The organism is Sorangium sp. So ce204 (assembly GCF_051526795.1).
GTDB lineage: Bacteria > Myxococcota_A > Polyangia > Polyangiales > Polyangiaceae > Sorangium > Sorangium cellulosum_B.
On the sequence record NZ_CP150317.1, the window covers coordinates 12,441,365 to 12,464,581 of the forward strand.

Annotated in this window: 13 protein-coding genes; 6 read left to right on the forward strand and 7 right to left on the reverse strand. The window is 69.7% G+C overall.

The annotated features are described in order from the left end of the window. Positions 1 to 107 precede the first annotated feature (107 nt). Complete coding sequence (locus WMF22_RS47090; protein ID WP_438034004.1) at positions 108 to 2,330, forward strand: S46 family peptidase; 2,223 nt, start codon at positions 108 to 110, stop codon at positions 2,328 to 2,330. Between the two features lie 46 nt (positions 2,331 to 2,376). Here WMF22_RS47090 and WMF22_RS47095 read toward each other — a convergent pair whose 3' ends face one another. The 3 genes from WMF22_RS47095 to WMF22_RS47105 all read right to left on the reverse strand — a co-directional run bounded on the left by WMF22_RS47095 (position 2,377) and on the right by WMF22_RS47105 (position 5,594). Then, positions 2,377 to 3,903 carry an ATP-binding cassette domain-containing protein gene (locus tag WMF22_RS47095; protein WP_438034005.1) on the reverse strand — a complete coding sequence of 509 codons (1,527 nt, stop codon included), beginning with the start codon at positions 3,901 to 3,903 and terminating at the stop codon, positions 2,377 to 2,379. A gap of 235 nt (positions 3,904 to 4,138) precedes the next feature. After that, a complete protein-coding gene (locus WMF22_RS47100; protein WP_438034006.1) occupies positions 4,139 to 4,903 on the reverse strand; it encodes an SDR family NAD(P)-dependent oxidoreductase in 765 nt (254 codons plus the stop codon). 22 nt (positions 4,904 to 4,925) lie between these two features. Next, on the reverse strand, positions 4,926 to 5,594 hold the full coding sequence (locus WMF22_RS47105) for a TetR/AcrR family transcriptional regulator (RefSeq protein WP_437296354.1): 669 nt from the start codon (positions 5,592 to 5,594) through the stop codon (positions 4,926 to 4,928). 551 nt (positions 5,595 to 6,145) lie between these two features. Here WMF22_RS47105 and WMF22_RS47110 point away from each other — a divergent pair. From WMF22_RS47110 to WMF22_RS47120, 3 genes are all read left to right on the forward strand, one after another. Continuing rightward, positions 6,146 to 6,415, forward strand: coding sequence for a hypothetical protein (locus tag WMF22_RS47110; RefSeq protein ID WP_437296355.1), 270 nt, complete (start codon positions 6,146 to 6,148; stop codon positions 6,413 to 6,415). Positions 6,416 to 6,960: 545 nt separating this feature from the next. After that, positions 6,961 to 8,199 (forward strand): cytochrome P450, encoded by a 1,239-nt coding sequence (locus tag WMF22_RS47115; RefSeq protein WP_438034007.1) that lies wholly within the window; start codon positions 6,961 to 6,963, stop codon positions 8,197 to 8,199. Positions 8,200 to 8,244: 45 nt separating this feature from the next. Then, complete coding sequence (locus WMF22_RS47120) at positions 8,245 to 9,249, forward strand: terpene synthase family protein (protein WP_438034008.1); 1,005 nt, start codon at positions 8,245 to 8,247, stop codon at positions 9,247 to 9,249. A gap of 80 nt (positions 9,250 to 9,329) precedes the next feature. Here WMF22_RS47120 and WMF22_RS47125 read toward each other — a convergent pair whose 3' ends face one another. Together WMF22_RS47125 and ggt are read right to left on the reverse strand one after the other, a co-directional pair. Continuing rightward, on the reverse strand, positions 9,330 to 14,294 hold the full coding sequence (locus WMF22_RS47125) for an AAA family ATPase (RefSeq protein WP_438034009.1): 4,965 nt from the start codon (positions 14,292 to 14,294) through the stop codon (positions 9,330 to 9,332). Between the two features lie 615 nt (positions 14,295 to 14,909). After that, positions 14,910 to 16,739: a gamma-glutamyltransferase gene (gene ggt / locus WMF22_RS47130; RefSeq protein WP_438034010.1), complete on the reverse strand. Its 1,830-nt coding sequence runs from the start codon at positions 16,737 to 16,739 to the stop codon at positions 14,910 to 14,912. A 280-nt stretch (positions 16,740 to 17,019) separates the two neighbouring features. Between ggt and WMF22_RS47135 the strand changes: the two genes are divergently transcribed. Then, on the forward strand, positions 17,020 to 19,557 hold the full coding sequence (locus WMF22_RS47135) for a protein kinase domain-containing protein (protein WP_437296360.1): 2,538 nt from the start codon (positions 17,020 to 17,022) through the stop codon (positions 19,555 to 19,557). Positions 19,558 to 19,573: 16 nt separating this feature from the next. Here WMF22_RS47135 and WMF22_RS47140 read toward each other — a convergent pair whose 3' ends face one another. Beyond that, positions 19,574 to 19,927 (reverse strand): response regulator, encoded by a 354-nt coding sequence (locus WMF22_RS47140; RefSeq protein WP_437296361.1) that lies wholly within the window; start codon positions 19,925 to 19,927, stop codon positions 19,574 to 19,576. Positions 19,928 to 20,182: 255 nt separating this feature from the next. Between WMF22_RS47140 and WMF22_RS47145 the strand changes: the two genes are divergently transcribed. After that, a complete protein-coding gene (locus WMF22_RS47145; RefSeq protein WP_438034011.1) occupies positions 20,183 to 22,108 on the forward strand; it encodes a fructose-bisphosphatase class III in 1,926 nt (641 codons plus the stop codon). Between the two features lie 35 nt (positions 22,109 to 22,143). Here WMF22_RS47145 and WMF22_RS47150 read toward each other — a convergent pair whose 3' ends face one another. Beyond that, positions 22,144 to 22,962, reverse strand: a complete 819-nt coding sequence (locus tag WMF22_RS47150) for a hypothetical protein (protein WP_438034012.1) — start codon at positions 22,960 to 22,962, stop codon at positions 22,144 to 22,146. Positions 22,963 to 23,217 lie beyond the last annotated feature (255 nt).

Genomic DNA, 23,217 nt, shown 5'->3' on the forward strand with positions numbered 1-23,217 from the left:
CTGTGTCTCGTATCACTAGAAATATGCTGTGTGGTTGCACTGTCTACCGACGATGGTAACAACACCGCATGTCTCACTCCTCTCTACGTAGTCATACGCTCCTGGCGTTGTTCGCGGTCTCCGCGTTCGCGCCGGGTTGCGGCTCGGAGCGGCCGCAAGCGGGCGATACCAGGCCGCCGGGCGCCGAGCCCGGTCAGGGGGCGCCCTTCGAGAACCCCGGCGGCATGTGGATGCCGGAGCAGATGCGGCAGCACAAGGACCAGCTCAAGGCGCTCGGGCTCGAGATCGATCCCGAGTCGCTCGCCGATCCCACGGCGTCCCCGCTCGGCGCGGTGGTGAGCCTGGGCGGCTGCTCGGCCTCGTTCGTCTCGCCCGATGGGCTCATCGCCACGAACCACCACTGTTCGACCAGGGCGCTCCAGTACAACTCCACCCCGGAGCAGGACCTCCTGACGAACGGCTACCTCGCGAAATCCCGCGCCGAGGAGCGATGGGCCGGCCCCACCGCGCGCGTGCTCGTGACCCGCGCGTTCCGCGACGTCACCGCCGAGGTGCGGCGCGGCATCGAGGCGATCCAGGGCGATCTCGAGCGCTACGAGGAGATCGAGAAGCGCAAGAAGCAGCTCGTCACCGCGTGCGAGGAGGGGCGCCCCGAGATCCGCTGCTCCATCGCCGAGTACTTCGGCGGCGGCCAGGTCTCGTTGATCGAGCAGCTGGAGATCAAGGACGTTCGCATCGTCTACGTCCCCCAGGAGGCGATCGGCAACTTCGGCGGGGACATCGACAACTGGCGCTGGCCGCGCCACACCGGCGATTTCGCCTTCTTCAGGGCCTATGTCGGCAAGGACAACCGGCCTGCGGCCCACGCCGAGGACAACGTGCCTTACAGGCCGGCGCACCACCTGAAGCTCGCGTCGTCGCCGCTCCGCCAGGGCGACCTGGTGATGGTCGCCGGATACCCCGGCACGACGAACCGGCTCCGGACCGCGGCAGAGGTCGAGTCCGCCGTCTCATGGCTGTACCCGAAGCGGGTGTCGTTCTACGAGGAGTCGATCGCCCTCCTGGAGGAGCTCGGCAAGAACGACCCGGCCCTGCGGATCAAGGCGGAGCCGACCATCCAGGGCTACGCCAACTACCTGCTCAAGACGCGCGGCCTGCTCGACGGGCTGGTCCAGGGCGGGCTGGCCAAGGAGAAGGCCAAGCAGGAGGGCGACCTCAAGGCCTGGATCGACGCCGACCCCGAGCGCAAGGCGGCCTACGGCGGCGCGATCGAGCGGATCGCCGCGCTGCACGCCGAGCAGCGGGCGACGCGCGACCATGACGCGGCCGTGTCGGAGATCGCCTCGTCGGCGAGGCTCCTCGACGCCGCGGTCACGATCGTGCGCATGGCGGAGGAGCGACCGAAGGCCGACGCCGAGCGCGAGGCCGAGTACCAGCAGCGCAACTGGGAGCGCCTCGAGCAGGCGCAGGCGTCGCTGCAGAAGTCGTACGACCGCGCGATCGATCGGAGCACCTTCAAGCTGGCCACGCGGCGCGCGCTGCAGCTCGATCCGAAGGACAGGCCCGCGCTGCTCGGGGCCCTCGCGGGCGGGCAGGCACAGACGGAGGCCGGCATCGCCGCGGCGATCGACGCGATCTACGAGAAGACGGCGCTCGAGGACGCGGCGACCCGGATCCAGCTGCTCAAGACGGCGACGCTCGAGGAGCTACAGGCGAGCCGGGATCCGATGATCCGCCTGGCGCTCGAGCTCGCGCCGGTCGACAAGGCCATCGAGGCGCGCGACAAGGCCTACGCCGGGGCGATGGCCCTCGTGAAGCCGCGCTTCGTCGAGGCGCTCCGCGCGCACCGGGGCGGCCTCCTGGCGCCCGACGCGAACGGCACGCTCCGCGTCACGTACGGCACCGTGCGGGGGTACCGCCTGCAGGCCGACAAGCCGGTGGTTCGCCCGTTCACCACCCTCGGCGAGGTCGTGAAGAAGAGCACCGGCGAGGCGCCGTTCAACACGCCGGCGACCCTGCTCGAGGCCGCGCGCGAGAAGCGGTTCGGCCCGTACGTGGACAAGGACCTCGGCGAGGTGCCGGTCTGCTTCCTGAGCGATCTCGACATCACGAACGGCAACTCCGGCTCTGCCACGCTGAACGCGCGCGGCGAGCTCGTGGGCCTCGCCTTCGACGGCAACTACGAGGCGATGGCGTCCGACTGGCTGTTCATGCCGTCGATCACCCGGACCATCCACGTCGATCACCGCTACATGGAGTGGGTGATGGACGCGGTGTCGGGCGCGGACGCCGTGCTGAAGGAGATGGGCGGCAAGCCGGCCATCGACTGAGCGCGACGCGACCTCGAGAGCACGATCGCGAGGACGCCGGCGCGGGTCACGCGCCGGCGTCGTCGGACGACACCCGCACCTCTCCCTCGGCCACCGTCCAGAGGATCGACGTGCAGCTCCGCCCGAACGCCCTGTCGTGCGTGACGAGGAGCAGCGCGCCCGGGTAGTCGGCGAGGGCGCGCTCCAGCCGCTCGATCGAGGGCAGGTCGAGGTGGTTGGTCGGCTCGTCCAGCACGAGCGCCCACGCGTGTTGCCCGAGGCCCAGCGCGATCATCAGCTTGCGCGCCTCGCCGGGCGACGGCCGCGCCGACCCGAGCAGCGGCCCAGGCTCCACCCCGAGCGCGGCCACCAGCGACATCACCCGCCCGCGCTCCTCCGGAGGGAGGCGCCGCGCCCTCGCGAGCAGGGCCTGCTGCTCTGCCTCGTCGAGCTCCTGCGGCACATGGAGCACCTTGTCCGCCGGCACGCGCGCGCCGGCGAGCAGCGCGTTCACCAGCGTCGTCTTGCCAGCGCCGTTCGGGCCCGCGATACGGATGCGGTCCTCGCGGCCGACCGAGAGCCGCACGTCCCGCAGCAGGGGCCGCCCCTCGCGCTCGCCGCCGGCGTGGATCCGGGGCGCGTCGAGCACGAAGAGCCACGGCGCGGGCGATCGCTCGTAACCGACGAACACGCTGCGGCCCACCGCCTTCTCGAGCTCGAGCTCTCCCGTCTCGGCCGAGACCTTCTCGAGCTTGCGCCGGGTCACGCCGACGTTGCGCGACAGCCGCGCTTCGGCCGAGGACACGCGGAAGTCCGCGAGCAGGCCCCGGGCGTCGCTGTCGCGCGGGCCCTTCATCCGCCGCTTCGTGCTCCGGTCCGCGTCGGCCGAGGCCTGCGCCCGCCGCTCGTCGCCGAGGCGGCGGCGGAGCTGCCGCTCCTCGGCGCGCAGCCGCTGGTGCGCCTCCTCGCGCCCGCGCGCCTCGGCCTCCCAGAGCGCTTTTGCCGCGCTGTACCCGCCGGGATAGAGCCTCGCCGCGGCCCGCTCGACCCGGATCGTGCCGGTGGTCAGCGCGTCGAGGAGCTCGCGATCGTGCGAGACGCACGCCCCGATCCCCTGGAACCCCGCGAGCGCGCCGGCGAGCAGCGCCCGCGCGTCCGCGTCGATGTGGTTCGTCGGCTCGTCGAGCAGGAGCAGGTCCGGCGCCGCGGCGAGCGCCGCGCCGATCTGCCACCGCTTGCGCTCGCCGGGCGACAGCGTGGCCCAGCGCCCGAGCTCCGCCGGATCCAGCAAGAGCTCGCCGCGCAACCTGCGGGCGGCGCCGTCCTCGGCGTCGGCCAGCGCGTGGATGGCCGCGTCGGCGTGCTCCACGGCCTGCGGGCAGACCGCGACGGTCGCGCCCCGCGGATCGAGCCGCAAGCTCCCCGCCTCGGGCGTGAGCTCGCCGGCGAAGAGCCGGAGGAGCGTCGTCTTGCCGGCTCCGTTCGGCCCGACGATCCCGTACCACCCCGGGGTCAGGCACAGATCGACGTCCGCGAGGATCGTGGACGCGTCGGAATAAGAGAAGGAGAGGCGCTGCGCGCGCAACGACGACATACGAGCTCCTGAATCCTGAGGGCCACATGGCCCGGTCACGGGACGGGCAGGCTGCCTCGCGCGGCCAGGGAGCAGGGGTGCCACCTGTCGCGCTCGCGACCTGCGACGGAGACCGATTCAGGAGCTGATCTTCACCGGAGCACTCTCCTCTTGCGTCAGCCGCATTCTGTAACAGACGGCCAAGGCCCACGCAACCGCGGCTCCGCGGTCGTGGGTGCCTCTCGGCTCGGCGCGCTCACGCGGCCAGGAAGCCGCCGTCGACCGGGATCGCGCCGCCGGTCACGTAGCCCGCGCCCTCGGAGCACAGCCACAGCGCGGCGCCGGCGATCTCGTCCTCGGTGGCCATCCGCGCCATCGGATGCTGCGCGACAAGCGCCTGGACCAGCTCGGGCGCGAACGCCTCGGCCTGTTGCATGGCGGGCGTGCGGGTGACGCCGGCGCAGAGGGCGTTCACGCGGATCCCGAGCGGCGCCACCTCGAGCGCCACCGAGCGCGTCATCCCGAGGACCGCGTGCTTGGACGCGACGTAGGCGTGGTGCGCCGGCTTCCCGGCGACGCCGTAGATGGAGCTCATGTTGACGATGGCGCCCCCGCCCGACGCCAGCATGGCCGGGATCTCGTGCCGCATGGCCAGCCAGATCCCGCGGGCGTTGGTCGCCATCACGTCGTCCCACACCGCCTGATCGGCGCGCTCGAGGCGGGCCATGTCGCCCCCGACGCCCGCGCAGTTCGCCGCGAAATCGAGCCGGTCGAAGCGCCTCGTCGTCTCTTCCACGGCGCGCTTCATCGAGGCGTCGTCCCGCACGTCGGTCTGGACGAACAGCGCCTGCGCGCCCTCTCGCTCGAGCGCGGCGCAGGCCCGCTGTCCGGCGTCGCCGTCGCGCGCGGCGATGGCGACGCGCGCCCCTCCTCGCGCGAACGCGCGCGCGGTCGCGAGGCCGATGCCCGAGGTGCCCCCGGTAATGAGGGCGACCCGTCCGGCGAAGTCGTAGGTGATCATGAAGCTCCCTTTCCTGGTGGAATCACGCGGTGCTCGCGCCAAGCCCGCGCTGGATGAACTGGACCGCCTGCTGGGCGAGGCGGCGGCGGCGCTTCGGGCCGAGCTGCTTTCGCAGCGCGTCGGAGGCCAGCACCTCGTGGAGCTCGGCCCCGAGCTCCTGGAGCACCGCCTCGGTCAGCCCGGGGCCGATGACGGCGGCGACCAGCCGGGTCGCCACCTCGAGGCTCGTGTCGGTGGAACGGACGGCGCCGCTCGCGACGCCCTCCTCGAGCAGGGCCCGGAGCTCCGCGGCGCCGGCCTCGCAGATGGCCTTGTGGAGGCCGCGGACCTCGACCGTCGCGCTCGGGTCGGCGGCCGCGGCCGACAGGCGGGCGAGGCGCGGGTGCTCCACGAGGAACGCCATGCCGCGCTCGATGTGGACCTCCAGGCGAGCCCAGAAGTCGCCCTCCAGGCACGCGGCGCCGAGGAACGCGCGCTTCTGCCGCGGCACCTCCTCGGTCAGGAGCCACCGGTAGAGATCGAGCTTGTCCTCGAAGTACTGATAGAAGCTCCCCTTGGGGATGCGCGCGCGGCGCGCGATCTGCGAGAGCGAGGCCTCGGCGTACGGGCGATCCGCGAACTCGGCGATCGCCTCGCGCACGAGGCGGTCCCGCCGCTCCTCGGGCAACCCAAAGAACGTGCTCTTCGGCATGCGACCGGTCAGTCATATGACCGGTCGGTCGCATCGTCAAGGCGGGACCGGGCGCGCCCCTGGCCGCTGTTCAGCGGTTCAGCACCGGGCACGCCCTGAGCACGACGAAGGAGATCCCTGAGCACAACCCGGGAGTGCCCAGAGCGTGACCCCGATCCCAAACGGACCTCATCCCAAACGCGCCTCCGGCGTGGGTCGGCGCGCCTCCGCAGGAGGTGTGGTTCCAGGGAGAGGCCCCCTCGTTCGAGGTCACGAGATCGAGCCGAGCGTGACATCGAGCGACGCGCATCATGGAGGACGGCGCTGGGAAGCGTGACAGCGCTCCGCTCGAGCGAGGCGTTCATTTTGCATAGCGGGCCGGCGCACGCTCGTGCGGCCGTGCATTCCTGCAATGCACGTCACATCGATGGCGAAAACCTTCGCCGTCAGCATTCCAGGTCGACGCCGCGGGCGTTGGCGCCGGCGCACGCCTGCGGCGTTCTCGTTTCCACGGCTCGCTCCATCCGGAGCGCAGCGCGGGCGGCTCCGGGTCACGCTCCATGCCTTCACGGGTGAAACCCGAGTCGACTGCATCTTGCATTGCTGCACAGCCGCTCGCGATAGACGACGTCGATCATCCAGAGATCATTGCGCTCATCGATCGCAACGCATCTCCAGCGGATGGCCATCGAGGTGTCGCTCGGGGGCAGTCGATGTTCTCGGCGCCTGCTGGCGCGGCGCGGGCCGCAGGCGCTGAAATGTATTTTTATTCACGCGGCATGTCGTGGCGGCTCGGCCATCGTATTGAAGTGTTGGAAGATTCGTTGTCCTCGGGTTTTTGATCACGACGAGGTCGTCGTGTGAAGTCCGCAAATAAGAATACAGTTGCGCATTCGTCCGCATGGTATAGGATGCTGTCATCAGATGGAGGAGCACCCACGAACCATCGGACCCCTGCAGCCATGAAGAGAGCCTAGCGGCTCTCTCGCTTGCTCTGGTCTCATGATGCACCGGGAGATGCCCTGGAAGCAGCCCAGGCGCTCGTGAGTCGCATGCTCGCATCCTGGCGAGCGCAGCGACGACCGAGGAGTGCAGCCGTGTCGTGCGGACGCCGAGCGTTGGCTCGGGCCGCGTGGCGGCTGTTCAGCGCCCTGCTCGCGGGAGAAGCGCCCAGGTGACCACGCGCTGGAGCATCGCGGAAACGCGGCTTGCGGGTTCCGTTTCGTCCTCCTTTCAGCGCTAGGGGCCAGCTGCCTCAGGGCAGCACCGAATCGACGCCGTCGCGTCGCCCAGCGCGCCATTTGAGGCAACACCCCACTCCAGGCTTATCGACGTGTGCCGCCACGGCGTTGCGGCTGCGTCCTGCCTTCGCCACAGGAAGAGCGCAATGACTCGACTTAATTTGTTCGCCCCCGAGGTCCGAGAGAACCCGTACCCCTTCTACGCGGCGCTGCGCCGCGAGTCGCCCGTGTGCCAGGTGGACCCCAACGGGATGTGGGTGGTCACCCGGTACGATGACATCGTGGCGGCGTTCAAGAACACGCAGGTGTTCTCGTCCGCGGGGCTGCGCGTCGCGTCGGAGCCGCCCTACCTGCGGCGAGATAATCCGCTGTCCAGATCGTTGCTACTCGCGGACCCGCCGCGGCACGGTCAGCTGCGCAGCCTCATCAACCGCGCATTCACCGCCACGACGGTGGCCTCGCTGGAGCCGCAGATGCGCTCCACGGCCGCGCAGCTCGTCGATCAGCTGGTGCAGCGCCGCACGGCCGACTTTCTCTCCGATCTGGCGCTTCGCGCGCAGGTCAGCGTCCTCGCCAGGCTGATCGGCTTTGACTCAGCGCTGGAGCGGCACTTCAAGCGATGGACGACTGACATCGTCAGCGTCGGCGCGGTATCTCCAGAAGATAATGCGCGGCTCGACGAGGTGCGTAAAACCATCGATGAGATGGAGCAGTACATGCTGGACCTGCTGGCGAGCCGCCGGCGGAAGATGGAGAACGACCTGGTCAGCGAGCTGCTCCGGTCCCGGACGGACGACGATGGGACCACGGACCAGGACCTCGTAGCCCTCCTCTTCCTGCTCCTCGTGGCAGGGCTCGAAACGGCGATAGCGCTGATGACCCAGATGGTGTTGATCCTCGCCCAGCGCCCGACGTGGATGGATCGCCTGCGCGCGGAGCCGGCGCTCATCCCGCGCTTCATCGACGAAGTCCTGCGCTTCGAGCCGCCGGTGCATGCCACGATGCGCCTGACCCTCTCCGAGACGGAGCTCGGCGGTACGCGTCTGCCCGCCCACGCCGTCGTTGCGCTCCTCATCGGTTCCGGTCTGCGTGATGAGACGAAGTTCCAGGAGGCGGACCGCTTCAACCCAGAGCGCCGCGACCAAGCCAACCTTGCGTTCGGACATGGTGCCCACTTCTGTCTCGGGGTCTTTTTGGCCAAGACGCAGGCCCGCGTGATGCTGGAGGAGCTGCTCCGCCGATGCCACCGAGTCGCGCTTGGTGCTGACCGCCTTGAATGGAATGTGTTCCTCAACACCCGCTGTCCGACGGCGCTACCCATCGAGGTGATTCCAGCGTCATCTCCTGCCACACGCGAGTCGCCAGCCGTTCAGGGAATCTGGTAAGGCATGTGCCGTCGCGAATAGGCCTCTACTCCATGGAATCGACTTGTGGTGGAGTTCGTCATGTCATCCGATCGAACTAGCGTCGTCGTCAGCAAGCGCGACGCTGGTGTATTCGAATACCCGTTTTCTGCGTCGTGTCACCCCGGGAGAGAGATCGCTGAGCAAAGGACCCTGGCGTGGGTTCGCCGATTGCGGCTGGTGCCGGACAGTCGGTCACTTTCGCGTCTCAAGGCGACGAATTTCTCCCACCTGGCGGCATGCCTCTTGCCGTCCGCGAGCACGCAGACGCTCCAGCTGGCATCGGACTTCACGGCGGCGCTGTTCCTCCTGGATGATGCGTACGACGAGGGGCAGCTCAGCACGGACCCGGAATCCGTCGAGTGGCTCAATGAGAAGTACCTGGGTGAGCTCTTCGGGTACACCGAGGCGGACATGAGCGATCCCCTCACGCGCGGGATGCTCGATGTACGTGAGCGCATCCGACGCAGCCATCCGCACTTCTTCCTGAATCGCTGGCTCTCGCACTTTCAGTACTACTACGAGGCCAACCTGTGGGAGGCGAATAACCGAAAGCAGATGAGGGTGCCGCATCTTGAAGAATACTTGATGATGCGGCGCTACAGCGGAGCTGTCTATACCTACTGCGACCTGCTCGAGCTGCTGCTCGAGCGGCCGCTGCCGCTCGAGGTCGTCCAGCACCCGTTGATTCAGACGGTTCGAGACATCTGTAATGACATCCTCTGCTGGACGAACGACTACTTCTCGCTCGGGAAGGAGCTGACCAACGGCGAGACGCACAACCTGATCATCGTCCTCCGGAACGAATGCGTGAGCACGCTGGAAGAGGCGATCGACCGGCTCAAGGACATGCACGACCGCCGGGTCGCGGAATACCAAGGCGTGAAGGAGAAGGTGCTCGCGCTCTGGGCCGACGACGAGATCCGCCTCTACCTGGACGCGGTCGAGGCCATGATCGCCGGAAATCAGCGCTGGGCGCTCGAAGCCGGTCGCTATTCTGGACTAGAAAGTTTGATCGTGCGCGCTGGATGAAGGCGAAGGAGCCTACCGGGCGCGCGCTTGCTTGGCGCCTCGCCCGGCGCCACGGCGGACGCCCTGAGAGAGGGTGTTTCTCAGGCGTGCAATCTCGTCGAGGTCCGCCGCATCGCGTAGGCGATACCCGCCTTGAGATTAGAGCGGGTCTCTATCGAGCCGAGGTCCACGCCGAGCGCGACCAAGCTCTGCGCCACCGCAGGGCGGAGCCCCGTCAAAATAGCCTTGCTTCCGAGCAGTCCCACCGCCTGGGCCAAGCTCATCAGCCTGCTCGCGACGCTCGTGTCCACGCTCTTGACCCCAGTGACATCGACGATCACGACCTTCGCGGAGCTGGACGCGACCCCTTGCATCGCGGTTTCAATCATCTGCGCCGCCCGTCTCTCATCGATGGTCCCGATGATCGGCATCACCATGACCTGATCGGTGATCGGTATGCAGGGCGTCGATAGCTCGAAGAGCCGATCCCGCTGCGTCTGAATGATGGCTTCCTGCATCTGGACGCGCTCTTCCTGCAGCCGGACCCGCTCGCCCAGCTCCACCTGCAGCTGGTCGTTGACGTCGCGGAGCTGCTCGTAGGACAGCCGGAGCTCCTCCGTGCGCGCGGCGACCTCCTGCTCGAGCCTCTCATAGAGCTTTGCGTTCTCGATGGAGATCGCGATCTGCGTCGAGAGGAGCTTCAGGAGATCGAGGCGACTCTGCGTGAACACGCCGGTGGACAGGTTGTTCTCGAGATAGAGCACGCCGACGAGCCGATTCTGACGGATGATCGGTGTGCAGATCACCGACTTCGGGCGCTTCTCCTGGATGTAAGGGTCGGCGGAGAACTTGGCCTCCTCCGTCGCATTGTCCAGCAGGACGCCTTTCTGGGTGCGCTGCACGTAGCTGACGATCGAGAGCGGCGCTCTGTTGAACGAGACGACGGGCGCGGACTTGAGCACGTGGACTTGCTTTGGCTGAAAGGTCCCCTCCACCTCGACGAAGAGGGCATCGCCACGCGCCAGGGCCAGCATGCCGGACTGCGCGCCGAGGTTCTCGAGCACGATCGTCATGAGGTTTTCCAGGAGCCTCTCCAGGACGATCTCGCTCGCCACGGCCTGCGACGCCTTCACCACGCTGAGCAGGTCCAGGACCGCGTCATCGTGGGTGGACGTCTCCGTCACCGACGTCGATTGGTCTGGCCTCCCCTCGAGCCTCAGATGGGGGAACGCGGCGACGAGGCTCTGGCACTTCGCGTCAGCGCCCCACAGCGCATAGCCCCGGTAGGCCATCGTCATGTAGTGCTGAGCGATCTCGCTCCGGCCCATCCCCCGGTAGAACGACGACGCAAGCTCACACCCTAGCGCCTCTTCCTGGATGTATCCGTGCTGTCGGGCTCCCGCGATCGCGCGATCGTAGAGGGCCATCGCCTCGATCATCGAGCGCCCCACGCGGGCCAGCTCCGCGCTCACCAGGTCGTGCTTGTGCTGGTTGTTCTCGGGCGCGTGGCGCGCCCACATCCCGAGCTTCTGCTGGTTCGCGTCGACCTTGGAGAGCGCCGCGTCCTGCTCCTCCTTCGAGAGCCGATCGAAGGCCGCGAGGATGGCGAGCGAGCAGTAGAAGTTCTGCTGCACGACGGTGGCGAACCCCGCCACGTCCTGGTACTCCTCACGGGCGCGAAGGCACTCATAGGCGAGCTTCGGCTCGCCAAAGAGGTAGAGCAGCATGCCCTTCGCGAGGTGCAGTGAGAACAACGATATACTGTTGTGCTCGAGACAGGGGATCATCGTCGTTTCGTCGAAGCTGTCGCCGACCAGGCGCAGCTTCTCCGCGGACGGATCTCGAAGGCAGCGCACGAGCTGCTTCCAGATCTTCACGTAATACAGCGGGTACTGCTGGTTGAGCTTCAGCGCGAGCTCGATGGAATGTGTCATTCGTTGCTCGGTCGTCCCCAGCTCTTCCCCGGTAATAAAGGAATATGTGGGGTGCTGACAGGCGCTGTACCCGACGTACTCGATGTCTCCTGTCTCCAGTCCGACCTGAACCGCATGACGCGCCGGTTGGGTCGTCTCTTTCAGGTGACGCTTCCAGTGGTGAATGGCGATGTAATTGAGCGTATAGATCTTGGATTCGAGCTCGATCGCCCCGAAGCGCTGGATGAGATCGATCGCCAGCTGTCCCAGCGCGAACCCCTGGTCTATATTGTTCATGAAACTGCACTGGATGTGGCCGTAGATGGCACAGGCGTATGCCGCGGAAGGTGAGATTCCGTGCTGTACGCAGATGTTCATCAGGGTGAATGCGATCAGCGGGACGAACTGGGGCTTCGCCATGAGGGCGGCCGGCAAGGAAGAGACGAGGATCCGGTTCGCGGCGAGCATTCGCCGATCGACGAGCACCGGCAGGTCCGCCAGGCGAGGTATGTCGATGTCAGCGGGCGGCGCCTCGCAGAGCGGTACCTCGAGCATGGCGAGCACGGCCAGGGCGATGTCGAGAGCATCCGCCAGCCGATGCTGCGACATGTAAAATTGAATACGCGTCTCGTAGACCCGGATCGTCTCCAGTACGTCCCTCGCATGGTCCACGACGATCTTCGCGCACGCCTCCGCGCGGTCGAAGTTGATCGTCAGGTACTCCAGCTCGACGAGATCCGTGTAGATGGCGAGCGACAGCTCGTGGTTCGTCTCCCACGAGTCCTCGGGCAAGAACGCGGCGGCCGCGCGGAGGCACTGCACCCCGGGGCCGTACGCCGTGGAGCGCCTCGCCTTCTGCCCGGCTCTCAGGTTGAGCGTCGCGGCCTCCTCGCGCTCCTGCCTGTCCACGATCATCTTTGCCCCCATGTTGAGGTGCATCACGATGTCGTAGATCCGGTCCTCGACGGACGCGGGAGGGCTCTCTCCGAGCATGAGCCGCCCCAGCTCCAGGTGGATCCGCTCCTGCTCGCCCTCCGCGAGCAGCTTGTAGGCCGCCTGCTGCACGCGGTCGTGGAGGAACTTGAACGTGACCGCGTCCTCGTCCGCGTCGTCGAGGAAGCGCGCGATCCCGTACTCACCGTCGACGGGCACGACGAGCCCTGCGTCGAGCGCGCCCCAGAGGTCCTCGTCGGTCGCGCGCCGGTTCTTCTGGTGGATGAGGGCGAGCATCCTCAGATCGAACTGGTTGCCGATGCACGCGGCGAGCTTCAAGACCCGCTGCGTCGCCTCGCCCAGGCCCTGTATCCGGCGGACCATCAGGTCGACGACGTTGTCCGCGACCTCCATCCGCTGGATGTCGGCGATGTTCCATCGCCAGGCGCCCGTCTCCGAGCTGAAGCGCAGGTGGCCTTCGCGGCAGACGCTCTCGAGGTACTGGATGGTGAAGAACGGGTTCCCGTGCGTCTTGGCGAAGATGACACCCGAGAGCTCGCGACACTCCTCCCGAGGCGCGTCGAGCGTGTCCGACACGAGCTGGTTGACGTGATCGGGCCCGAGCGGCGCCAGCGTGATCGTGCGCACGCGGGCCTCGCTCTTCCGGAGCGCGCCCAGCATCATCGTCAGCGGGTGCGCGTCGTCGACCTCGTTGTCGCGGTACGACCCGATCAGCAAGAGGTGGCGGATGTCCGGATCCTCGAGGAGCACGCTGAGGAGGTTCAAGGAACCCGTGTCGGCCCACTGGAGATCGTCGAGGAACAGCACGAGCGCCCGCGTCTTCAGCGCGATCGCGCCGATGAAGTTCCGGAACGTCAGGTTGAAGCGGTTCCGCGTCTCCATCGAGCCCAGCGCCGGGACGGGCGGCTGCTCGCCGATGATGAGCTCGATCTCCGGGATCACCTCGGCGATGACCCGCCCGTTCGGAGAGACCGCCGCGAGGATCCTGGCCCTCCAGTCGGCGAGCTCATTCCTGCTCTCCGTGAGGATCTGCCGGACGATCTCCCGCAGCGCCGCGAGCACGGCCGCGTACGGGACGTTGCGCGTGAACTGGTCGAACTTGCCAGCGGCGAAGTAGCCCGCCGCCTTCGCGATCGGCTTGTGGATCTCGTTGACGACCGCCGACTTGCCCACGCCGGAGTAGCCGGCCACGAGGACGAGCTCCGAGCGGCCGCCCTCCACCGCCTCCGGGCCAGACCCGCTGATGTCCCTGAAGGCCGCCATCAACGCGCCGACCTCGCCCTGCCGGCCGTACAGCTTCTGCGAGATCTGGAGCCGCGTGGGCTTGTCCCGCCTCCCCGGCACGAAGTCCGCCGCCGGCGCTCCGTGCTCCAGCATGTCGAGGCAGGCCTTCAGATCGGCCTTCAGGCCGAAGGTGCTCTGATACCGCTCCTCCGCCGTCTTCGAGAGCAGCTTCATGATCACCCGGGAGAGCGCCTCCGGGATCGCCGGCCGGATCAGGTGCGGCGCGACAGGCGTCTTCGCGATGTGATGGTGCACGAGCTCCAGCGGATCCGTCGTCTCGAACGGGAGGCGCCGCGTCGTGAGCTCGTAGAGCGTGACCCCGAGGGAGTAATAATCCGAGCGGAAGTCGATCGACCGGTTCATCCGGCCCGTCTGCTCGGGCGAGATGTACTGCAGCGTGCCCTCGCCGACCGACCAGGGGTCGACCACCGCCGCGCGCTCCCCAGGCAGGAGCGAGGCGATGGAGAAGTCCGTGAGCTTCGACGTGCGCACGTCGCTGTCGACGATGATGTTGCTCGGCTTGATGTCCTTGTGGACGATGTTCCGCTCATGGATCGCCCCGAGCGTGTCCGCGAGCTGGAGCGCTATCCTCACCGCCTGCGCGAGCCCGACGCCCTGCCCATTGCCGTCGATGATCGCCCGCAGCGAGCGACCGGCGAAGTACTCCATCACGAGCGCGGCGTAATCGAGCCGGACCTCGAGCTCGTGGACCCGCACGACCCCATCGAGGTCGAGGTGCTTCGTGATCTCGTACTGGCGCTTCAGGATCGCCACGTTGCGGGTGCCATTGACGCCCTTCCGCGCGACCTTGATGACGCACATCTTGCCCGTGCTCTTCTTCCGGCCGAGATAGACGCTGCTGCGAGCACCGTCGTGCAGCGTCTCGAGCAACTCGTGATTCAACAGCTCCACCATGACGGCGACCCCCTGGAGTGACAGGGCTACTTGCCCAGCGCGGCGTTCAGTCGGTATCTCGGTCCGTGTCAAGCTGCAGTCCCCCGCTTCACGGCAGCTCCTCGGGGCGCTAGATTCAAGGACGGCGACAGGCGGTCGCGCGATCCGCCGAGGGAGCGAACGTGCTCGGCGGGGCGCATCGCCCTACGCAATCGAAACGGACGGGTTGTGTCAAGGTCGAACCGCCGCGGGGCCGCGCGCCGATCGAGCGCTCACGGCTGGCTCCGCCGCCGAGACGCCGCGCGTCAGGCCCTCCCTGAGGCGCGGCGCTTTTCCTCATCGATAAGCAAGATTGAAATGAGCAACGATCGGCCCCTGACGGAGAAGTAAGGAGACGCCTGACCGAGTGACCGCTGCCATGTCGTCCCGACAACATGCGTCGCTCGGCGGGCGACAACGTGGGTCGGGTGGGTCGATCGACGCGGGCGTGGCGCGCTGTCGAGGCCCCCACGCCGCGGCGCTCCCGAGCGCGCCGCGGCGCCGGGCTGCCGGTCCGGAGCAGGCCCTGGAGCCCGCCCCGTTGTGGGATGGGCTGGTGTCGCGTGAGCCGATGTGGGGAGCAGCGCCCCGCCGGCGCTACTTCCCGGCGGCCGCCTCGGAGCCGGGTCGCCGAGGCTCCCGCGCGCCGGCGAACGCGGCGCCCTCGCGGCCGATCGACGGGGCGTCGGCGATGTGCCCGCGGTCGTCGAGGGTGTGGCCCATCGCGCCGAGCGCGCTCCTCAGCTCGTCGGGGAAGCCGCCCTTCTCGACGAACAGCTTGTCGGGGTAGTCCTGGTGGTGGAAGCGCGGCGCGTTCACGCCCGTGGTCACGTCGAAGCCGAAGTCGACGACGTTCGAGAGGATCTGGAACACCGCGGTGAGGATCGTCGGGCCGCCCGCGGCGCCGAGCACGAGCTCCACGCGGCCGTCCTTCCCGGTCACGATCGTCGGCGACATCGACGAGAGCATGCGCTTGCCGGGCGCGATGGAGTTGGCCTCCCCCTGCACCAGACCGAACTGGTTCGGGGTGCCGGGCACGGTGGCGAAGTCATCCATCTCGTTGTTCAGCACGAAGCCGGCGCCGGTCACCGTCACCCCAGAGCCGTACCAGCCGTTCAGCGTCGTGGTCAGCGCGACGGCGTTGCCCTGCGCGTCGACCACCGAGAAATGCGTCGTGTGCGGGCCGCGCCCGCCCGAGTCCTTGACCGCCGCGCCGCGGGCGAGCTCGTCGGTCGGCGTCGCGCGGTCCGCCGCGATCGTGGCGCGCTGCTTCTCGGCCCACGCGACCGAGAGCAGCTCCTCCACCGGGTTCTTCACGAAATCGGGATCCCCGAGGACCTCGTTGCGCGCGAGGAACACCCGCCGCATCACCTCGGCGACGACGTGCACGTGCGACGGCGAGTGCCAGCCGAGCTTGGCGACGTCGAGCCCCTCCAGCTGGTGCGCGATCATCGCGAGGGCGAGGCCGCCCGACGACGGGAGCGGCATCGATGCGACGCGGCGCCCGCGGTACTCGAACACGATGGGCTCGCGCCACTTCGCCTTGTAACCCTTGAGGTCCGCGGCCGAGATGATGCCCTTGCCCCGCCGCATCTCGGCCACGAAGAGCTCGGCGGTCTTGCCCTCGTAAAAGCCCGCGGGCCCCTTCTCCGCGATGCGCTCGAGCGTCGCCGCGAGCTCGGGCGATTTCCACGTCGCGCCGATCTCGATGGGCGCGCCGCCCGGCAGGAACAGCGCGACCGACGCCGGGAAGCGCTTGAGCTTGCCCGACGCGGCCTTGACCGTCGTCGCGAAGTTCTCGTCGACCGAGAAGCCCTCCTTCGCGAGCCGGATCGCGGGCGCGACGAGCTCGGCCCAGGTCTTCTTCTTGGAGCCGAGCTTGTCGTACGCTTCCCAGAGCCCCGCCACGCTGCCGGGCACGCCGACCGCGAGGTGGCCGACGCGCGCGCTCTCCGTGGCCTTGCCGTCCTTGCCCCGGTACATGCCGTGGGTCGCCTTGCCCGGCGCCGTCTCGCGGAAGTCGAGCGCGTGCTCCTTGTCGCCGACGCGCGCGACCATGAACCCGCCGCCGCCGAGGTTGCCGGCCGTCGGGTGCACCACGGCCAGCGCGAACGCCGTCGCGACCGCCGCGTCGACGGCGTTGCCGCCCGAGGCGAGGACCTCCGCGCCCACCTTCGTGGCGAGGGCGGCGTCGCTCGTGACCATCGAGGGGCCCCGCACCGGCGGCGCGCCCTCGGGGTAAGGCCACCCGGCGGGGAACCGCGACGCCGGCGCGGCCGGCGCGGCCGGCGCGGGCGCAGGCGCCGAGGCGGGGGCGGCGTTCGGCGACGGGGGCGGGGGAGGCGCGGGCGGAGGGGGCGGGACGGCGGCCTCGCAGCCCGCGAGGAGGACGACGGCGAGCAATCGATGCCAGGCGCGGAGCTTCATCGCGGCGGCTTATAGCCCAGGCCCCGCGCCGCTCGAAGACCAGAGGCGCGGCCGCGCGAGCGCGGCCGGAGGGTTCTCCACGGTGATCCGTCACAGCTGTTCGGGCATCTGCTGATCAGCTGTACCGCTCTCTGGCGAACGGGAGAGCGACGCGCCGTACAGGGCGCGTGGAGCATGGGCTCGTACCGAGGCGCCCGGGGACGCCTCCCGGCGCCGCGAAGTGATCGGTCTTGGTCGTTGGCTTGGGGGCTTCGCCCCGCTTGGGTATGATCGGCCCCGGATGTTTCCGACGGAGCCCGCTCCCGAGACGATTGGGGCCTACAAGATTCTCCGGCGCCTGTCCGGTTCTGGGCCTACCAGCGTCTATCTCGGGCGACTGGATGGGCCGCTCGGGTTTCGCCGCGTCTGCGTGCTGAAGCTCGTCCCGAATACCGCCGAGGGGGATCCGCGCTTCGCCGACGAGCTCGCCCGCGAGGCGTCGATCTGCGCGACGATGAACCACCCGGCGATCGTGCGGATGTTCGACTTCTTCGAGCACGCCGGCCGGCTCGTCCTCGTGCTCGAGCACGTCGAGGGCGTGAACCTCAATCGGCTGCACCAGCACCTCGCGGCGCGGCAGCAGAAGCTGGCCGACGCGGCGGTCTACTACCTGGTCCACTGCATCGCCGGGGCGCTCGCGCACGCGCACGGGTCCGTCGACGAGCACGGCAGCCCCACGCCGATCATCCATCGGAACCTCCACCCGGAGAACATCGTGATCGGGTGGGACGGGCAGGTGCGGCTGACGGGGTTCGGCATCGGCAAGATCCTCGGGCGCACGCCGGACACGATCGCGGGGGTGGTCAAGGGCGCGCCGGGCTACATGGCGCCCGAGCAGGCGCGCGCCGAGCGCGTCACGGTGAAGGCCGATATCTATGGCGTGGGGCTCCTGCTCTGGTCGTTGCTCACGGGGCGGCGGCCGCCCGCGGACGGCACGCGGCCGCAGGCGATCGCCACGATCCGGCCGGAGATCCCGCGCCCGATCGTGGCGCTGCTCGACACGGCCCTCGCGCCGGCGCCGGACGATCGGAAGATCACCGTCCACGAGATCGAGCAGGCGCTCGCGAAGGTCGCGCGCCCGGAGAAGGGGAAGGCCGAGCTCGTGACGCGCGTGCAATCGGCGCACGCGACGATCGAGATCGAGGACGCGGACCACGAGGAGGACCGGCGGCCGACGATCCCGGTCAAGGGCAAGGGAGGTCAGACCGCGAGGCCCGCGGCGGACGCGGCGAAGCGGCTCGCGAAGGATCTCTTCGCCAGGGATCAGGCGGCCAGGGACGGCGGCGCCGCGAGGCTGCGGACCCCCGGCGCGCAGGCGAAGACCGCGCCTCCCTCGGCGGGGGCGTCCGAGGCGCTGCTCGGCTCGGCTCGGCAGGACGGCAAGGCGCCGATCGGCGCGCCCGAGCCGATCACGATCCCGGTGCCGGCCTCGTCCGAGGTGAGGGGCGACGGCGCGAAGGGCGCCGAGGGACGAAGGCCCGCGCTGCCGGATCGCGAGACGTTCGGCCGCCTGTTCGAGGCGTCGAAGCGCGCGGCGGAGCGCGACGCGGCGGCGGCCGACGACGGGCCGCCGGCGGGCGGGCCGCCGACGTTGACCGAGGTCGATCCGATATTCGAGGAGGACGGCACGACGATGCCTGGCACCGGCGCGGAGGTGGCCCACTTCGTGCCGACCACCTCGGTGATCCCGGAGGCGATCCGCTTCGGCCCGCCGCCGGCCCTCCCGGCGGATCTCGCGCCCGCGTTCCTGGGCGCGCCGCCCAAGCCGCCTTCCGGCTCGCCGGTGACCCCCTCCGGCGTGACCGTGCCGATGGGCGCAACGGGCCTGACGCCGCCCGGGGTGACGGTGCCCGTGGACGGCTCATCGGGCCTGACACCGCCCGGGGGCGTGCCGTACCCGAGGCCGAGCGCGGGGGGCCGCGGCGGCTCTCCGGGGGAGTCGTCGCCCCCGGCGGGCGCGTCGTCGCGACGCCCGCGGCTGCCCGGGCTGCCATGGCAAGTGCCGCGCTCGCTGTCGCCTGTCGGGACGATCGCGGTGTCGGCGATCACGGCGACGGTGGTGGCGGGGCTCTGGATCTACGTGGCGCGGCGGGAGCCGCCCGAGCCGGCTGTCCCTGCCGCGGTGGAGCTGGCGCCCGCGCTCGTCGAGCCCGTCGCCGCGGCGGCGTCCGCGGCGAGCGAGTCGCCCCCGGTGAAGAAGGCTCCTGCCGGGAAGGCGCAGGCGGCGAAGACGCTGTCAGCAAAGGAGGCCGCGGCGGCGAAGGAGGCTGCGGCGAAGGAGGCCGCGGCGGCGAAGGAAGCCGCGGCGAAGGAGGCTGCGGCGGCGAAGGAGGCCGCGGCGAAGGAGGCCGCGGTGGCGAAGGAAGCCGCGGCGAAGGAGGCCGCGGCGGCGAAGGAGGCTGCCGCGAAGGAGGCCGCGGCGGCGAAGGAGGCTGCCGCGAAGGAGGCCGCGGCGGCGAAGGAGGCCGCGGCGGCGAAGGAGGCCGCGAGCCAGGCGCGGCAGGGGGGCAATCCTGCGTCGCTGCCCAAGGATCAGGGCCTGATCACGGTGGGGTTTCCGCAGCCGGGGGCCGTCTACATGACCGGCAAGTACGCGGGGGACGTGAACCAGGCGCTGGCCGTGCGCTGCGGCCGCTTCTTCGTGCGCGTCGGCCGGGCCGGGAAGACGAAGTTCCCCGAGTGGCTCAGCGCGGGTGTGACAGCGCAGGTGCCGTGCCAGGGGGCCACGAGCATCGATATCAAGCCGAGCGCACCGCCGAAGGCGAAGAAGAAGCGGTAGCGCCGGGGCCCGCCGCTCAGGCGGCGTCGATCGTCCTGAGCAGGGCGTCGAGCTCGAACGGCTTGCTGAGCACCTCGCGCGCGTGCGTCGGCATCGGCTGCTTGATGTTCGACGCCGCGGTCATGATGACGACGGGGATCTCCTCCAGCGCGGGGATCGCGCAGAGCTCGTCGCACACCTTCCAGCCGTTCATCTTCGGCATCATCAGGTCGAGCAGGATCACTCCGGGCCGCTCGCCGTCGAGGAGCCGCTCGAGCGCCTCTCGCCCGCTGAAGAAAGGCGTCGCTTCATAACCGAGGTCGCGCAGCGTCTCGGCCAGGGTCGTCGCCAGATCCACGTCGTCATCGATGATCAGGACAGACTTGTTCATGTAGGAAGAGGGCGTTCGCTGGTGAAGGTGGGCCAACGTCGAGGCCGCTCGGCGCGGAGATGCTGCCTCGCTGCCACAACATTGCATGGGCTCCCATGGCATTTGCTAGTAGGACGCCGCGCGGCCGCAAGGAGAAACGCGGCAGAGCCAGGCACATGCGCTCGCCTTGCGCGCCTGTCCGGCCGCTTCAGGGCGGCGCGGGGAGCACGTCCCGCGCGTGCGTCGGCCCGCGGCCTTGCTCTATGCTGTGGCGCCATGCTTGACACGCGGGAGTTGCCGCTCCTCCGGGCCCTCGCGGGCCGGTACCCGACGACCGAGGCCGCGCTGTCGGAGATCGGCCATCTGCGGGCGATCCTGTCGCTCCCGAAGGGGACGGTGCACGTGGTCAGCGACGTCCACGGCGAGCACAGGAAGCTGAAGCACATCATCAACAACGCCTCGGGGAGCCTGCGGCCGCTGGTCGAGCGGGTCTTCGGCGGCCGGCTCACGGCGGCCGAGGAGCGCGCGCTGCTCTCGGCCGTCTACTACCCTCGCGAGAGTCATGCCCGCGTCGCGTCCCGCGGCGAGGCGGAGCGGCGGGCCTTCCTGATCTGGACGCTCGCGCGCGAGGTCGAGGTCATCCGCGCGCTGTCGCTGCGCTACACGCTCCGCCAGGTGGAGGCGGCGTTCCCGGAGGACATGCGGGGCCTGCTCCGCGAGCTCGTGTCGGCGCGCGCCACCCTCGGCGAGGGCGGCTACCTCGACGCGCTCATCGAGCCGTTCGTGCAGCACGGCCGCGAGATCGAGATCTTGCGCGCCATGGCGCGCGCCATCCGGAACCTGACGGTCTTCGAGCTCGTGGTGGCCGGCGATCTCGGCGATCGCGGTCCCCGGCTCGACAAGGTGATCGAGTACCTGATGCGCCAGCCGCGCGTGCGGGTCGCGTGGGGCAACCACGACGTGAGCTGGATGGGCGCGAGCCTCGGCCAGGAGGCGCTCATCGCCACGGTCGTCCGGCTCTCGCTGCGGTACGGGCGCCTGTCGCAGCTGGAAGAGGGCTTTGGCATCTCCGTGGCGCCGCTCGATCGGCTCGCGCGCACGGCCTACGCCGACGATCCGGCGGAGCGCTTCGCGGTCCGGGGCGAGGGGCTGCGCGACGCCCTGCTGATGGCGCGGATGCAGAAGGCCGCGGCCGTCCTCCAGTTCAAGCTGGAGGGGCAGCTCTGCCGGCGCCGCCCGGAGTACGCGCTCGAGCACCGCTGCCTGCTCCATCACATCGACGCGCGCGCGGGCACGGTCGCGATCGACGGCGAGGTGTTCCCGCTGCTCGACGCGCGCTTCCCGACGCTCGACGCCGGCGATCCGTACGCGCTGACGCCGGACGAGGCGGCGTGCGTCGCCCTTCTGAAGGAGTCTTTCCTGAGGAGCCCGGCGCTGTCCCGCCAGATGCGCTGGATGGTGCAGCAGGGGACGACGTGGCTCAGGCGCGACCGTGCGCTCATCTTCCACGGCTGTGTCCCGGTGGACGGCGAGGGCGAGCTCCTTCCTTTCGTGGTGGACGGCGAGGCTCGCCGCGGCAGGGCGCTGTTCGACGCGCTGGAGCGGACGGTGCGCCGGGCCTTCCGGGCGGGCGCGCAGGAGGACGTCGACATGCTCTGGTACCTCTGGACCGGGCCGCTCTCGCCCATGTTCGGCAAGGACCGGATGACGACGTTCGAGTCGTATTTCGTCGCCGACGAGAGGACACACAGGGAGACGAAGAACCCTTATTTCCACCTGATTCACGACGCCGCGTTCTGCGGCCGGGTGTGCCGCGAGTTCGGTGTGGACGAGGAGCGCGGGCTCATCGTGAACGGGCACGTGCCGGTCCGGGTCGAGCGGGGGGAGTCGCCGATCAAGGCGTCGCGCCGCGCGGTGACGATCGACGGGGCGTTCTCGGAGGCGTACGGCGACAAGGGGTACACGCTCGTGCTCGAGGCGAGCGGGGCGCGGCTCGCGCAGCACCACCATTTCACGTCGGTCGAGCAGGCCGTCGAGGCGGGGGAGGACATCATCCCCGTGATCTCCGACGTGGAGGTCTACGAGGCCGAGCGCCGGGTGGGAGACACCGAGAAGGGGGAGGAGCTCGAGCGGGAGATCGAGATCCTGGAGCGGCTCATCGAGGCGTATCGAGACGGAGCGCTCCTGGAGCAGCCGAGGTGAGGTGAGGCGCGGCGGGGCCGCCGCGCCTTGCCGGGTCACGGGAGCTGGCCGTCCGTGATCCAGTCCTCGAGGGTCTTCTGCTCCGCCGCGGTCAGGCAGGCAGAATTCGCGGCGTCGAGCGCCGGGTCGCCGGTGCATCCGCGGTTGCGCGGCATGCGGTTGGCTGCGTCGAGGTCGTGGATGCGGATGACGGTGCACGCCCCCTGCGTCCTCGGAGGCTCACCCGCGCCCACGGCGCACTGGGTCGAGCTCGAGGCAAGCTGCGAGGACTCGTAGGTGATGGAGAAGCCGCTGGCCGGCGGGGGATCCGTGCGGGTGTGGCAGGGCGAGCACTTCGCCAGCAGGATCGGCTCCACGTCGGCCCACCGTACGGGCTCGCTGTCATCGCCGCCCGCGCCGCCCTCGCCGCCTGCGCCGCCCTCGCCGCCCGTGCCGGGAGCGCCGCCCGCGCCGCCCGTGCCGGGAGCGCCGCCCTCGCCGCCTGCGCCGCCCGTGCCGGGAGCGCCGCCCTCGCCGCCTGCGCCGCCCGTGCTGGGAGCGCCGCCCTCGCCGCCTGCGCCGCCCGTGCCGGGAGCGCCGCCCTCGCCGCCTGCGCCGCCCGTGCCGGGAGCGCCGCCCTCGCCGCCTGCGCCGCCCGTGCCGGGAGCGCCGCCCTCGCCGCCTTCGCCGCCCGTGCCGGGAGCGCCGCCGGTGCCGCCCTCGCCGCCGCTGCCGCTGGAGGTGCCGCCGCCAGTTCCTGCGCTGGTGCTGGTGGAGGTGCCGCCGCCGGCCTCACCGCCTGCGCCGCCTGAGCCAAAGTCGACCTCGTCGTCACCGCACGCGGCGAGCGCGAGGAGCAGCGTACCGGTGGTCATGAAGAGACGAATGGAAGTACGGGGGATAGAGACCATGCGCGGAGAATAGGCACGTGCAGTCTCGCGGGTAAATGCTGCCGCACAGACGACACGATTCTATCATTGCTCCCTTGACGGAATATGCTTCCGCTGAATCGCGACGGCGGACGCTCCGGCTCGCCCGCCGGCCCGCGCTGCAGTGAGGCCACGGCTCTGCCCGCTGGCCCCGTCGGCCGCGTCGATCGCGCCGCGCCCGGCTGGAATCGGCATTACGGG